The organism is Bacillus sp. P4_D3 (assembly GCF_056401855.1).
Genome location: NZ_JBFUIN010000004.1, coordinates 36,307 through 49,782 on the forward strand (window position 1 = coordinate 36,307; position 13,476 = coordinate 49,782).

Below are 13,476 nucleotides of genomic sequence, written 5' to 3' on the forward strand. Positions count from 1 at the left end.
CACATATATATGACACTCTACACTTGGAAAAATAAAATGTCAAATATATATGACAAAAATGAGGGAGCATGAAATTGATGTTGTGTAAGATGAAAATCTATCATCTAAATACAAAAAAACTAATTTAAATTGGATTTTTCTTTTCCTTAAAACTATCTTAAAAGATAGGATGTCATATTTCTAATCATTGGTATTTTTGTTACAATATAAATGATTGTGTAAAACTTTGTAAAATGAGTGTAACAATGTAAGTGCGGTTATAATTTTCAGAAAGTTTTATACAATTGAACATCTATTAAACTATTAAGATATAAAAGGAGAGAGAATATGTTACCTAATACGGTTCGTACTCCAAACAAGAAGAAGAAATGGATTATTATCGGGGTTATTGCACTAATTGTTATTGTGGCAGCAGTTAATATTTTTGTAATGCAAGGTAAGAAGAAAGGTACGGCGAAGACAGATGCTGTAAGTTTTGAGAAAGTGACAGAGCGTAAGCTTAATAATACGAAATTAATTTCTGGTCAAGTGAAGCCAGGAAATATTGAAAGTTTCTATGCGGATCCGACTAAAGGAAAAGTGAAAGATATTGCAGTGAAAGAAGGACAAGAAGTAGAAAAAGGAACGAAATTATTCTCTTATGATAATGAAGAAATTAATCTTCAAATGAAGCAAGCTGATCTTGATCAGAAGATGGCTGATATGCGTTATGATCAAGGGAAAAAGAAGATTGATTCATTGAAGAAAGAAATTAAGAAGGTAAAAGATAGTGGGGCTGGAAAAGAAGTAACAGACCCAATGGAAGAGCAAGTAAGTGAGTTAGAAATGGCACAAAAGACAACTGATCTTGAGAAAGAGAAAGGGAAGTTGCAAAAAGAAGAGTTAAATAAAAAGCAGAAGGAACTTACGATTTATAGTAACTTTACGGGTGTTGTACAAAAGTTAGACAAAGATGCGGCACAAAGTTCATCTCAGGCATTAGGTGGTCAAGGGAAAGCATTCTTGCAAGTTGCTTCTAAAGATCCGTTCCAAGTTCAAGGGACTTTAACAGAGCTTCAAAAGTCACAAATTCAAAAAGATCAAACGTTCACTGTAACTGCGAAAGCAAATAATAAGAAGAAGTGGACAGGTAAGATTACGGAAGTAAGTGAATTCCCAACGAGTGCAGAGATGGCTCAAGCTGCTGGTGAGGGAACTCAAAATATGTCTCAATATACATATAAAGCAAGTCTTGATAGCCAAGATGGTTTATCTCCAGGTTATCACGTTTCTCTGCAAGTAAGCTTAGAGAACAAAACGATGATTGCTGTTCCAACTAAGAGCATTGTAGAAAAAGGCGAAGATGCATTTGTTTATATCGAAGAGAAAGGAAAGCTTCGTAAACAAAATGTGAAAAAAGGTGCTACTGATGGAGACTGGACAGAGATTGTAGAAGGCACAACAGTGGGGCAAAAGGTGGTTAAAAATCCTTCCGACAACGTGTATGACGGAATGGAAGTGAAAGAGAAATGATTACGTTAAATAATATTTCTAAAACGTATTATCAAGGGAAGCTAGCGGTACCGATCTTACATGGTATTAGTTTAACGATTCAGAGCGGTGAGTTCATTTCGATTATGGGACCATCTGGTTCAGGTAAATCAACGCTTATGAATATTATCGGTTGTTTAGATCGTCCAACAGAAGGCGAATATATGCTGAATGATGTGAATATCTTAACAGCAGACGAGTCAAAACTAGCTTTAATTCGTAATGAATATATCGGCTTTGTGTTCCAGCATTTTAATTTACTTCCGCGTCTTTCCGCAGTGGAAAACGTTGAACTTCCGCTCATCTACGGTGGGGTGAAGAAAGCAGAGCGTCGTCAGAGAGCTCTTGAAGCGCTTGGAAAAGTTGGATTATCAGATAGAGTACACCATTTACCTAGTGAGTTATCAGGTGGACAGAAGCAACGTGTAGCGATTGCGAGATCGATTGCAAATAATCCGACGTTCATTATGGCCGATGAGCCGACAGGTGCACTTGATACGAAGTCTGGTGCACAAGTTATGGATATTTTCACGAAGCTCAATGCAGAAGGTACGACGATTGTTATGGTTACGCATGAAGAGGAAGTAGCTGCTTATTCTTCTCGTCGCATTGTACTAAGGGATGGGAAAATTACAGAAGATAGAAGGTGTGCGGTATGAGCTTACTAGATAGTATGAAAATTGCCTTATCTTCTATTTTAGCTCATAAACTACGCTCAGCTCTGACGATGCTCGGTATTATTATCGGTGTTGGTTCTATTATTACTGTCGTTGCGATTGGGCAGGGCGGGGAAGCGGCACTGAAATCACAATTTGTTGGGTCAGGTAATCAAACGGTTCCGATTCATTATAGTGCAGATATGAATGATCCATTCGGTATGGAAATGGTAGAGGCACCGAAGATAACTGAGGAAGATATTTTTGAAATTAAAAAAATTCCAGAGATCGCACATGTTGTAACAACAAATTCAAGTATGGAACCAATTGATATTGAAGATAAAATAGAAATGGTGAATATTACTGGATTAGACAGTGAGTACTTTGCAGTAAATAAAGTAAAGTTGTTAAAAGGACGTTCTTTACAGGAATCAGATGTGGATCAAGGTAATAACGTTGTCATGATTAGTAAGCAAATGGAAGAAAAGATGTTTAAGGATGCCAATCCAGTCGGTAAAATTATTGAAATGAAGGGTCAACCGATGCAAATTATTGGTGTCTATAAATCAGATAATGAGTTTATGGGAATGGGACCATCAGAAGCACTAGTTCCAATTTCATTATGGCCGACACTGTATGGAAAAGATGAAATTCAAAATATTTCTGTTCAAGCAAAAAATGTAGATAATTTAGAGCAAGCAGGTAAAAAAGCTGCCGATGTGTTAAATAGTCGTAAACCAAGTGATACAACTGGTAAATACGAGGTTATGAATTTAAAAGAAATTCAAGAAGGTATTTCAAAAATGACAGGTATTATGACGATGATCATCGGTGGTATCGCTGGTATTTCACTAGTCGTTGGTGGTATCGGCGTTATGAACATCATGCTTGTATCTGTAACGGAGCGTACGCGTGAAATTGGAGTACGTAAAGCACTTGGAGCAACACGTAGTAAAATTTTATTACAGTTTTTAATTGAAGCCGTTWTGTTAACGCTTCTAGGTGGTTTAATCGGAATTGGTCTTGGGTATGGCGGGGCATATATCGTTTCCACATTTGCGAAGTGGCCACCGCTCGTTTCATGGGAAGTTGTCGTTGGGGGCGTATTGTTCTCTATGACACTAGGTATTATCTTCGGATTAATTCCAGCGAACAAAGCTGCGAAATTAGATCCAATTGAAGCACTTCGTTATGAGTAAATTATTAGTGTAGTAGAGAAGGGTTCTCTACTAAACATTACCGTTCTAGTGGGCGGTTCGTAGCCTCAAAATGAGGATGTGAACCGCCCGTTAGAACGGGTTATATAAATAGAAGGAGGCGTTATGATGGAAGCGAATTTGAATACGCAAAAAGTTGGCGGAGAGAAGCCGTCATTATTTGGAATGATTACATCTCCAGGTTTGCAGTTTGAGAGAATGAAAACGAGTGAGAAAGTTTGGGGTATGTTCTTCCTAGTTGCATTGTTACAAGGACTTGTAGGTGGTTTGACGACATATGTTGTGAACACATCACCTGAAATGATTAAAATGCAGAAAGAATTAGGTGAACTTGCTGGCCAGAGTTCAATTACATCAGAAGTTATTTATGGGATTGGATCTGGTTTTGTTGGAGCAATGATTGGTGCATTATTTGTCGCAGCTATTTATAAAATATTTATGATGTTCTTTGGAAATGATACGTCTTATAAAAAAATATTAACGATTGTTATATATGCGAATATTGTTCTTATTCTTGGTGGACTTATTAATGGCGTTATAGCTTTAATTTTAGATGGTGGAGCAACGCAATATACAAGCTTGGGGCCATTATTTGAACAAGGTTCAATGGCATATGGAATCGGTAATACGATTGAATTGTTCTATTTATGGAATTTAGTATTAATTTGGTTGGGATTACAAGTTACAGCTGGATTAAGTAAAGTGAAAGCAGCTGTTCCGATTATCGTTTTATTCATTATTAAGGCAGTATTCTTAGCGGCAATTGTTATGTTAATTGCGGCGTTTTTACCAGGTATGCCTGTATAATATGATTGGATTAAAAAGATGGCTCATCCTAGAGCCATCTTTTTTATTTTTACCCCTATTTCAAATACCCCAAGCAGAATTTCAAATACTGCCTAGTGTAATTTCAAATTCCGGCAGTATTATTTGAAATTACCCACAATGAAATTTCCTTTCTCATTTTATATTGTAGAGGTACCGCGGAATACTAAAGAGGTATACCTTTTAGAAACGGGCACTGTGTGAAGCCAGCGACTTTTGCAGATACGGTTGTTTTGTATGAAGGTATGATTGTAAATCAAATAAAGAGGTTACATATTTACCAAGATTATGAAGAGTATTATCAATGTGGTTTAATTGGTCTTTGGCATGCGTATGAAAGGTATGAGGAGGAGAAAGGTAGTTTTCCTGCTTATGCGGTTGTAACGGTACGTGGTTATATATTGGAAAGGTTGAAGAAAGAATGCGTAGTGCAAGAGAGGTATGTATGCACGGATGAGTATGAGGAACGATTTGAGTGTGAAGATACGGGAACGAGAGCGAAGGACTTTATGAGTGTGTTAGATGAGAGGGAGAGATACATCATTTCAGAGCGGTTTTTTACAGGAAAAAATATGGGGGAAATAGCGTCTGAAATGGGGATGACGTACTATCAAGTGAGATGGGTATATCGACAAGCACTTGAGAAAATGAGAGATAGTGTAAGGGGATAAGAATAATAAGTAGAATGGAAGGCAAAGGAAATATTGCGTTCCATTCTATTTACATTAAGGCAGTAAATGTGGCAAGGGGTTTTTTAAGTGTAGTGAATCTTTTATGTTCATTCGGGATAATATATGTCCAGCTTTCAAAAATTGTTGCTGTAACTTATGAGAACCTATTTGTATTGTTATGGTAGTTCCGTTAAAAAAATGAATGTTAGCCTTGTTAGTTTTTTTGGAAAACTCTATCTCCTCTATATGGTTATAGAACAGCCAAATGCAGTTTGGAGAAGAAGGAGATTCTGTTGGGAAAGCACAAATATATTCTTTATGATTAATCGGAATTGGAACATTTTGTTTGAGCTTAAAGTTTATTTGGACTGCACGACGTCTACCTTGATAAGTAGAATGAACATGTGTTAGACAAGATTTCTTTATGAGTTGGATAGCTGTTTGGCAAGAGTGCAGGGGGTTGCCGCTACTGTCGATCATTTTTGTCCGGTAATAAGGGTGTTTGCAAGGCTCGAGCATCATTGTAGAACTAGAAATAAAAATATCATTTTCATTATTCATGATTCTAAAATCCTCCCTTATAAAATTAGTATTCTGAATATAATTATATACGAATAATGTAAAATCATTGTTAATCTTTTGTTTCGTATTGTAAATTTTTACGGTTCGTTTACAATCAATAGATGATAGTCTTTCTAATTTGCATCGCTTGTACATATATATGAAAATAGAAAAGAGTAGGCGGTGATATAGTATGAAAAAAAAGTATATTATTATGGCTCTAGCTGTTGTTCTCTTAGTTTATTTAGCAAACAGTAATCCGGGTAAGGGAGAATATACGGATTGGGCAGCAAAACAATTTATGAAGCGTAATGATGTGAGTAAGAAGTTAGAAGAGGTTGAGAAAGAAAACAAAGAGGGTATACTTGGCGACTTAGCATCAGCGGGAAAGAAATTGGCAAATAAGTATGTTGAACCACAAGTTGGATTATTAATCGAACATTATACAAAGCGAAATGATTATATTTTCTTCTCAACATATACGACAGAGTTTGATTTAGGCGGAGAGAATTATAAGTATGTTTGTGTTGGTTTTTCAAACATCTTTATTCCAATTGAAATGCCGAAGAAAAAAGACGAATCTGCAAAATAATGCAGATTCGTCTTTTTGATTTACGGAGTGATCTGAACCTCAGATACATTTTTTTCTATGAGGCGAGCTCCTTTTTTACGAGTATTTTCACCAATTGATGAAAATACAGATGAAGAAAGAATGGTATCCATTACTTGATTTACGACTAGTTCATTTACTGGTGTAATGGGATTATCGATAGAAAAGACAACTGTTTTTCCATCTTCTTTTACGAAAACTAACTCTAGTACCTGMATGCTTTATTCCCTCCTTTTTAATTACAGGTTAGAAAGATCTGACGTGCTTACAAGTTGTACAGCGTGAAGTGATGATTGTTGTAGTGAAGCAAGAGCACGTGCTACTTCATGCAATTTTCCTAAATCTGCATTTGTTTTCACACGTTTGAACTGCTTGTTCTTAAAAACTGCTTTACCGTTTTTGTCTAATCCTCCGTTTAATACAAGGCGTAAAGTTAAATCCATTACGATTGTTTCAATTGCCATGTTTATCACCCCCTTTCACTTTATAAATAGGTGGTAAATGTCATGTTTTGGCGTGAAATTTTTTCTTTTTTTTGGTACTCTTAAAAGACTAAGAGAGGAGTTTCGGGAGAATGAATCGTAAATGGTTATTTTGGATTCCTGTATTACTATGGATGGGGATTATTTTCTATTCTTCAGCACAGCCATATAAAAAACAGGATATGCGCTCGGATATTGAGCAATATATAAATGTTGAGTTTGTGAAAGAGCATTTTTCATGGGTATCTATCGATTATGGCGGAGGTACACCTGTTAGTATCGCAAATAAAGGTGTAGGTGGATTTGTTGAGTTTTTCCTTCGTAAAGGTGCTCATTTTATGGTGTTCTTTATGCTCGGTTCATTGACGTATTATGCTTTTTATCGATCGGGTTATTCGAGAAAAAGGTGCTTTGCATACGCCCTCCTTTTCGTTGCGGGGTATGCAACATTTGATGAAATTCATCAATGGTTTACGGGAGACCGTACACCGATGTGGCAAGATTCATTGCTTGATACGTGCGGCGGGTTAACAGGAATTATAATAAGCAATTGGTTTTGGCATAGAAAAAGGAGCTAATCTCAGTTAGAGATTTGCTCCTTTTTTATTTATCCCGCTATTTGTGGGAATAGAAACATCCACTTTATCCCGCTATTCGCCGGGCAGTAAAACTCCCACCTCAAAATTCAGCTGGAGCAAAGAAGTTAGGTGGGAGATTAACAGCCCGTAAACGCCCGATTGGTGGAGGCTAATAATCAGTGGGGGATGAACAAAACCCCCACTGATTAAAGTTTCACTTTATACGCCAAGTAATTCTTTTAGTTCGTCTGTTGATAGCTCGGTCATCCAACTATCGCTTGTAATGACGGCGTTGTTTAATGATTGTTTTCGTTCTAACATTTCATCAATTTTCTCTTCGAGTGTTCCCGTTGTAATAAGCTTATGAACGTGAACGAAGCGTTTTTGACCGATGCGATAAGCACGGTCTGTTGCTTGGTTTTCTACAGCTGGATTCCACCAACGGTCATAGTGAATGACATGGTTGGCAGCAGTTAAGTTTAATCCTGTTCCACCAGCCTTTAACGATAAGATGAAGATGTCATACGTTCCGTTTTGGAACTGCTCAATCATCTTGTCACGCTCTTTCTTCGGTACGCTCCCGTTTAAGAAGAGGACGCGCTGACCGAATGTTTCTTCTAACATACTTTTTAGCATGTTCCCCATGCCAATGTACTGAGTGAAGATTAAGCAACTTTCATTTTGGTCTTTTATATTTTCGATGAGCTCCATTACCGTTTTTGTTTTCATAGAGCGCTCGACGATATTTTGTGGTTCTTCTTCTTTCAAATAAAGGGCTGGATGGTTACAAATTTGTTTTAGCTTGTTCAGCATAAGTAATATAAATCCGCGTCTTTCAATTCCGCTTAATCCTTCTACATTTTGCAATGTATCTTGAACAAGTTGTTCGTATAAGGAAGCCTGTTCACCAGTTAGTGAACAATAAGCTTTCTGTTCTTGTTTATCTGGTAAGTTTAATGCGACTGTTTGATCTTTCTTCGTACGACGCAGTAAAAACGGCGAGATAAACCGCTGAACTTGCTGGATTTTTCCTTCATCGCGGTCCTTTTCAATCGGTGTGACGAAGCGGCGCTGGAATTGTCCTAAGCTTCCGAGATACCCATGATTGATAAAGTCGAAAATAGACCAAAGCTCAGCAAGTCGGTTTTCCATCGGTGTACCGGTCAAAGCAATTTTATGATTTGCTTGTAAGTTTCTTACTGCTTTCGACTGTTTCGTATGTGGGTTTTTTATATTTTGTGCTTCGTCTAAAATAACAGCGTCCCAGCATAACGTACTAAGTTCTTCTTCATCAAGCTGAGCTAATGCATAAGAAGTTAATATAACATCTGCTGATTGAAGAAAATCTTTAAATGACTCATCCTTAGCTCGGTTACTACCATAGTGTAACTGAACACGTAAACTTGGTGCGAAACGCTCGAATTCTTTTTGCCAATTTCCAAGGACTGATGTTGGTGCCACAATTAATGCAGGACCTGTTTGGAGATTGTTTTCTTTAGCGTATAGTAAGTAAGTTATCGTTTGAATACTTTTTCCAAGTCCCATATCATCGGCTAATAATGCCCCAAATCCAAGCTTTCGTAAGTATAGCAACCATTCAATCCCGTGTTGTTGATACGGGCGGAGTGTTGCTTGTAGCGAAGATGGTGTATCTACTTTTGGAATATCTCCAATGTGCAGAAGCTTTTGGAAAAGTTCTTCATAATATCCATCTAGTTCGATTTCAATATCGCTAAACGGACTATCGTCTTCTACAATTTCTGTTTCCGCCGTGCTAGATAAATGTTGCTGCAACACGTCTTTCATTTCTAGTCCATATTTATCGGCACGGTGCATTAGTTTTCTTACTTCTTCAATAAAGGCAGGATCAAGTCTCATCCATTGACCATTTAAATTGAAAAGACGCTTGTTCTGCTCAACGAGTTCGAAAAATTCGCTTTCTGATAAATCAATTCCGTCCGTTGAAATGCGCCAGTCGAAATTAACGAGCGTATTCATACCGAAGAAAGACTGTGTTTGTGCTGTACTTTGCTTCAGCTGTACACGTAACCTTGGTTTTGTTGCTTTTAAATTTTGCCACCATGATGGTAGTAAAATTGTAATACCTGCTGCTAGTAATTCATTGCTTGCTTCGGTTAAGAAGTTCCAAGCTTCCGTTTCAAAGAGTTCTTCTCGGAACTTGTCGTCCTCTTTTAGCCACGGTACGAGTTTACTGAATCCTTCTTGTGTTTCAAGAATCCGTTCTTCGTAATCGTGCCATCGTTTTGGCAAGGAATCGATACTTTCATATACATATATGCGATGCGCACCACGTTTTGGTGTAACGATTGTTTCAAGCTTCCACATTTCAAGTTCTTCTTGCGGTTCTTGTAGTCTTAAGCCGACTGTAAATGGAAGGTCATCTTCAATGTAACCAATTTTTCGAAGCCAATCTTCTTCATGTAGTGCTGCTTCCAATTGCCTTTTCGTAAAGTCGTAATGTTCATATAGTCTCTTTGCATCTTCCCATCCGTCATTTGAGCGAGCATCTTGCAAAATACTTTCGTTCACAGCGGCAGAGAAAAGCGATGCTAACATGTCATCTTCAATTGAGGTATTCTGAACTTTCCAAGATGGCTGCTGAGACCAATGCTTCATGTCAGGTGCGAAGCTGCCGCTGACGAAAGCGTCCCATAATTCACTTGCGTCCTTTGTAAGTGCCGTAATAGGACCGTTCATTTGCATATTTGCAAATGAATTCATCGGTTTATTTGCGATGTATTCAAATGCCTGTGCATTCGTTAACATAACGCCTTGTTTTCCCTCATACGTTGCTTCTTTTAAAAACGTTCCGTAGAAGGAAGTAGAGTGCCATGCGAATGCATTTTTTTTCCAAGTTGCTACGGATAAGAGCGTACCGCTATCATCTTCTCCCCAAAGGAACCAACCTTGACTAACGTGCTGGAGCCTAATTGTTACTTCAGTTTGTATGATCATCGATTAATTTTCCTCTCCGTAATTCCTCTTGTAGTGCACGCAGACGTGAATGTAAGTTAGCGATATGAATAATGAAAGAATCCCATTCATCAGTTCGCTTCAGTCGTTTATAAAGCATCCGTAATTTCTTTAAGTAACGAACGGCACGTTTATATGATTTGCGATTTCGCTCTTCAATTGCTTCCATTGCGGCATGGTGATAAAGAGGAAGTGCTGCTTCGGGCGCTTCTTTTTCAATATCTTTCAATGGTTCTTTCAAAAGTTCGATTACTTCGAATCCATACAAGAGCTGAAGTTCCGTCCATGCATGGTATTGTTTCTTCGCTAGTACGTATTGTTCATAATTTGTGAAACTATACGGTAATAGTTCTTGTAAAATCATTTCTAATCCCGCTTGTTCATTCGTATGCGTTGCATATGTCTCATACATCATCACAAATAATCGAACGATATCTTGTATGAAGACGGTATTCTCTTGTTCCGTTATCGTTTCTTTTACTTGTTTATAAGTAAAGGAAAGCCAGCTTTTAGCACGGTCCCACTGCATCGCACTTAATAACTCTTCTAACCAATAGAAGTAAAGGCTCACAACAGAAGCAGGCTGTTTTTTGAGTAATTCCATTGCCGATAAGTCTTCATTATTTAAAAAGAGCAGATGAGAAGATGCTAATGCTTTGGAAAGTGGATTGATTTTAGCATCGATTCGTTTTTCTTCTTCTTGTAGCTGCTCTTCTGTTCTTAACAGTTCACCCCATACGTGACGATAAATGAAGAATCGCTCTTGTGTATAGGCATCGGTAGAGAAGAATGCTTCATGTATGAGCCGAGCTGTTTCTTGTAAAATCGGTTTGGATTCTTCTGGAATCTCCTCTGTTTTTAGGTCCCTAACGGTAGATTCAACTTTATCAACGAATAGGCGAACGACGTTAACTGGTTGGTGATAAGAATATAGTTTGTTTGCTTCAAATTCTTGAATTTCTTCTAATAATTTTTGAAAGCAATAAAGTGCCGCGTGCAACTTAAATAATTCATGAATAGCAACGATGCGCGGAGCTTTCCGCTCTAATTTTGTATAGAAGTCTGTAAAAAGACTCATAAGAAAATACATTTGTTTATAAGTGAGCCGCGCTTGTTCTTTTTTAAATGATTCATATTCATTTTCAAAGTATGTTTGCCAACTTTTATAATCCATTTCTTCAAAAGCTGATGATTGCAATACTTGTCGTGCAGTTCGAATAGGAGGAAGAGAAGGTTTTGTATTATTTTTGAATAAAGTTAATACATCTCCTACCTGCCCAAAACTAGAAGCTGCAGATAGTAACACAGCAAGCATATGCTGACATTGCGTTGGCGCGAAGCAATCGCAATAGCTTTCAGTGACATTACGAATCGGGATGTGAACGCTATATACACTGCCTTCAGCATTTACAGTTCCGGATAGTGTATAGCCATCAAAGTCAACGTTATAGACAACACCACTACGATATAGGTGCCGAGCTGTAGCGACATGCTCCTGATCAGCAACTTGCTGTGGATCAAGCCCTTGAACGAATTCATTCGCAATCATCATAATTTCATCTTTCGTAATTGAGTCTTGCAGCATAATATTCCTCCGTACACAGATTTCTTTCCTTTACCATTATAAACAAAAAATGCTCAAAACAGAAAAAATGAAATTCTGATTACAAAAAAGGATGTTGCCTAGTTGAACTTTCCTACTAGGAACATCCTTTTTGGGAATTAAGAGCGTGATTCTTGTAATACCGCTTTTACATATGGATCATGTAATATTTGTTTTATAATTGGTAACATGTTTTGCTCGAATGGAATATCAATAGGGAATGGCTTTTGAGAGCCTGGTTTTATTCCGTATTGTACGAGTTTGTAATGTGTATTTTCTTCAGACTTGAGCACAATTAATTTATAGCGATTGTCATCGTTTGTTAGCGAGAAGTCAATTGCGATTGCATCATATGTTACATCATCTTTATATATGTACGGTTTTGGTGTACCGACCCAGTCTACTTTTGCTTGTATATTCATGGACATAACCCCCTTATAGCTATTATAAAAAAATAAAAGCCAGCTCTCAATAAAGAGAACCGGCTGTAATTTAGCAGTCATTGGTTATTTTAAAATTTTCACTTTAACAGTTTTGCGTCCCCATTTTTGAGAAGCGCTATCTGATCCAAGTAGAACGTCGATACGGTTACCTTTAATTGCACCGCCAGTATCACCAGCGATTGCTTCTCCATAACCTTCAACCCATACTTTAGATCCTAATGGGATTACTTTCGGGTCAACAGCGATCATTTTCATGTTTGGGTTCGCTGTTAGGTCATGACCCATTGCAGTTAATACACGGCCGCCGTATGTGCCACCGTTTTCGCTCGGATGAGCTGTATATGCTGTAGCTACAACTGTTAACTCACGACCATTAGAAGGTTCGCTAGTTTCAGCAGCTTTCACAGCAGGCTTAGCAGCTGTTTTTACTGGTGCAGGTGCTTGAGCCTTAGCTGGCGCTTGAGCTTTAGCAGGAGCAGGAGCAGGCGTTTCTTGTTTCTCGATAACAGGTGCTGTACCTGTTAAGAAAGGAACATGAACATAAGCCGTTTTCCCGTTATATTCAAATTGTAACCACTCATTTTGTACTTGGTTCGTTGTTTCGATCATATCGTCTTTCTTAAGCGTTCCAAGAATTTCTGAGTTTGTGTTCGCTTCAGCACGTACATTTAATACGTTAGCTGTTACATAGTAAGAGTTCTTTGTAAACTCTGTACTTACGAATGCGTCTTTACCATCTAATTTGATTTGTGACCATCCGTTTTCTGTATTTAGAACATCTAATTTATGACCATTCTGTAATTTACCGACAACTTTTGATTCAGTAGTAGGGTTTTCTCGTACATTTAGTACGTCTGTTTTTACAACAGTTTCTGCGTTAGCAGATGCGGTGAAAATCCCAAGACCAAAAACTGCTGCTGTTGCTATTCCAATTAATTTTTTCATGATAGCCTCCATTGCGTTTGTTTTCGTGTCCTCATTATAGCAACAGATTTTTTCGGATTTTGGGAAAACACACAATTACAAACCATTCGTAATAAGTCGTTAACAATTTGTAATATAGCTAGAATTAGAGGGAAGCGTTTTTCACTCCGTACTTTTAGTAGGTTTATAGTTATAGTCAAAATTTTTACTACAACATTTTTTTCAGTGGAGATAAAAGTATTACTAACGTGTTACAAAATGATTACTATACAGTTACATTCCTTGAGTATTTTACCGTTTTATGGGTAATATAGTTATATAAACATAAACATCTCGTTTGTGAAGTTATAAACACGCGCTATATACTAGCAAAAAAACCGCA

The 13,476-nt window shown here is 37.5% G+C and carries 14 protein-coding genes; 7 read left to right on the top strand and 7 right to left on the bottom strand.

Features of this window, described 5'->3' with window-relative positions; genetic code table 11:
* Positions 1-327 precede the first annotated feature (327 nt).
* The 5 genes from AC1DTM_RS01510 to AC1DTM_RS01530 all read left to right on the top strand — a co-directional run bounded on the left by AC1DTM_RS01510 (position 328) and on the right by AC1DTM_RS01530 (position 4,899).
* A complete protein-coding gene (locus tag AC1DTM_RS01510) occupies positions 328-1,512 on the top strand; it encodes an efflux RND transporter periplasmic adaptor subunit (protein WP_016093602.1) in 1,185 nt (394 codons plus the stop codon).
* The gene (locus AC1DTM_RS01515; protein WP_002144795.1) at positions 1,509-2,189 is read left to right on the top strand and encodes an ABC transporter ATP-binding protein; all 681 of its coding nucleotides are present in this window, start codon (positions 1,509-1,511) and stop codon (positions 2,187-2,189) included. Before AC1DTM_RS01510 ends, AC1DTM_RS01515 begins: the two co-directional genes overlap by 4 nt.
* Positions 2,186-3,385, top strand: a complete 1,200-nt coding sequence (locus AC1DTM_RS01520) for an ABC transporter permease (protein WP_477000000.1) — start codon at positions 2,186-2,188, stop codon at positions 3,383-3,385. Before AC1DTM_RS01515 ends, AC1DTM_RS01520 begins: the two co-directional genes overlap by 4 nt.
* A 126-nt stretch (positions 3,386-3,511) precedes the next feature.
* On the top strand, positions 3,512-4,210 hold the full coding sequence (gene yknW / locus AC1DTM_RS01525) for a YknW family membrane protein (protein ID WP_016106666.1): 699 nt from the start codon (positions 3,512-3,514) through the stop codon (positions 4,208-4,210).
* Between the two features lie 218 nt (positions 4,211-4,428).
* Positions 4,429-4,899, top strand: coding sequence for a sigma-70 family RNA polymerase sigma factor (locus AC1DTM_RS01530; RefSeq protein ID WP_477000001.1), 471 nt, complete (start codon positions 4,429-4,431; stop codon positions 4,897-4,899).
* Positions 4,900-4,953: 54 nt separating this feature from the next.
* On the opposite strand, the gene AC1DTM_RS01535 is transcribed toward AC1DTM_RS01530, so the two are convergent.
* Positions 4,954-5,460 carry a competence protein ComK gene (locus tag AC1DTM_RS01535; protein ID WP_477000002.1) on the bottom strand — a complete coding sequence of 169 codons (507 nt, stop codon included), beginning with the start codon at positions 5,458-5,460 and terminating at the stop codon, positions 4,954-4,956.
* A gap of 193 nt (positions 5,461-5,653) precedes the next feature.
* Here AC1DTM_RS01535 and AC1DTM_RS01540 point away from each other — a divergent pair, with 193 nt between their 5' ends.
* Complete coding sequence (locus AC1DTM_RS01540) at positions 5,654-6,052, top strand: DUF4359 domain-containing protein (protein ID WP_002034805.1); 399 nt, start codon at positions 5,654-5,656, stop codon at positions 6,050-6,052.
* Positions 6,053-6,072: 20 nt separating this feature from the next.
* Here the strand turns inward: AC1DTM_RS01540 and AC1DTM_RS01545 are convergent, their stop codons facing one another.
* Both AC1DTM_RS01545 and AC1DTM_RS01550 read right to left on the bottom strand, forming a co-directional pair.
* The gene (locus AC1DTM_RS01545) at positions 6,073-6,288 is read right to left on the bottom strand and encodes a DUF2922 domain-containing protein (protein WP_002159825.1); all 216 of its coding nucleotides are present in this window, start codon (positions 6,286-6,288) and stop codon (positions 6,073-6,075) included.
* A 21-nt stretch (positions 6,289-6,309) separates the two neighbouring features.
* Complete coding sequence (locus AC1DTM_RS01550; RefSeq protein WP_477000003.1) at positions 6,310-6,534, bottom strand: DUF1659 domain-containing protein; 225 nt, start codon at positions 6,532-6,534, stop codon at positions 6,310-6,312.
* Between the two features lie 110 nt (positions 6,535-6,644).
* On the opposite strand from AC1DTM_RS01550, the gene AC1DTM_RS01555 reads away from it, so the two are divergent.
* Positions 6,645-7,130: a VanZ family protein gene (locus AC1DTM_RS01555; protein WP_002089671.1), complete on the top strand. Its 486-nt coding sequence runs from the start codon at positions 6,645-6,647 to the stop codon at positions 7,128-7,130.
* Positions 7,131-7,349: 219 nt separating this feature from the next.
* On the opposite strand, the gene AC1DTM_RS01560 is transcribed toward AC1DTM_RS01555, so the two are convergent.
* The 4 genes from AC1DTM_RS01560 to AC1DTM_RS01575 form a co-directional block, all read right to left on the bottom strand.
* Positions 7,350-10,106 (bottom strand): DEAD/DEAH box helicase, encoded by a 2,757-nt coding sequence (locus AC1DTM_RS01560; protein ID WP_016106660.1) that lies wholly within the window; start codon positions 10,104-10,106, stop codon positions 7,350-7,352.
* On the bottom strand, positions 10,090-11,709 hold the full coding sequence (locus AC1DTM_RS01565; RefSeq protein ID WP_016106659.1) for an SWIM zinc finger family protein: 1,620 nt from the start codon (positions 11,707-11,709) through the stop codon (positions 10,090-10,092). Before AC1DTM_RS01565 ends, AC1DTM_RS01560 begins: the two co-directional genes overlap by 17 nt.
* 137 nt (positions 11,710-11,846) lie before the next feature.
* The gene (locus tag AC1DTM_RS01570; RefSeq protein ID WP_199715268.1) at positions 11,847-12,149 is read right to left on the bottom strand and encodes a DUF3910 family protein; all 303 of its coding nucleotides are present in this window, start codon (positions 12,147-12,149) and stop codon (positions 11,847-11,849) included.
* Positions 12,150-12,233: 84 nt separating this feature from the next.
* The gene (locus AC1DTM_RS01575) at positions 12,234-13,115 is read right to left on the bottom strand and encodes a cell wall-binding protein EntA (RefSeq protein WP_477000004.1); all 882 of its coding nucleotides are present in this window, start codon (positions 13,113-13,115) and stop codon (positions 12,234-12,236) included.
* Positions 13,116-13,476 lie beyond the last annotated feature (361 nt).

What these genes read in the sequence shown, in the direction of transcription:
- AC1DTM_RS01510 (WP_016093602.1), top strand. Translation starts at nt 328, where the DNA reads ATGTTACCTAATACGGTTCGTACTCCAAACAAGAAGAAGAAATGGATT.
- AC1DTM_RS01515 (WP_002144795.1), top strand. Translation starts at nt 1,509, where the DNA reads ATGATTACGTTAAATAATATTTCTAAAACGTATTATCAAGGGAAGCTA.
- yknW (WP_016106666.1), top strand. Translation starts at nt 3,512, where the DNA reads ATGGAAGCGAATTTGAATACGCAAAAAGTTGGCGGAGAGAAGCCGTCA.
- AC1DTM_RS01535 (WP_477000002.1), bottom strand. Translation starts at nt 5,460, where the DNA reads ATGAATAATGAAAATGATATTTTTATTTCTAGTTCTACAATGATGCTC.
- AC1DTM_RS01540 (WP_002034805.1), top strand. Translation starts at nt 5,654, where the DNA reads ATGAAAAAAAAGTATATTATTATGGCTCTAGCTGTTGTTCTCTTAGTT.
- AC1DTM_RS01550 (WP_477000003.1), bottom strand. Translation starts at nt 6,534, where the DNA reads ATGGCAATTGAAACAATCGTAATGGATTTAACTTTACGCCTTGTATTA.
- AC1DTM_RS01555 (WP_002089671.1), top strand. Translation starts at nt 6,645, where the DNA reads ATGAATCGTAAATGGTTATTTTGGATTCCTGTATTACTATGGATGGGG.
- AC1DTM_RS01560 (WP_016106660.1), bottom strand. Translation starts at nt 10,106, where the DNA reads ATGATCATACAAACTGAAGTAACAATTAGGCTCCAGCACGTTAGTCAA.
- AC1DTM_RS01565 (WP_016106659.1), bottom strand. Translation starts at nt 11,709, where the DNA reads ATGCTGCAAGACTCAATTACGAAAGATGAAATTATGATGATTGCGAAT.
- AC1DTM_RS01570 (WP_199715268.1), bottom strand. Translation starts at nt 12,149, where the DNA reads ATGAATATACAAGCAAAAGTAGACTGGGTCGGTACACCAAAACCGTAC.
- AC1DTM_RS01575 (WP_477000004.1), bottom strand. Translation starts at nt 13,115, where the DNA reads ATGAAAAAATTAATTGGAATAGCAACAGCAGCAGTTTTTGGTCTTGGG.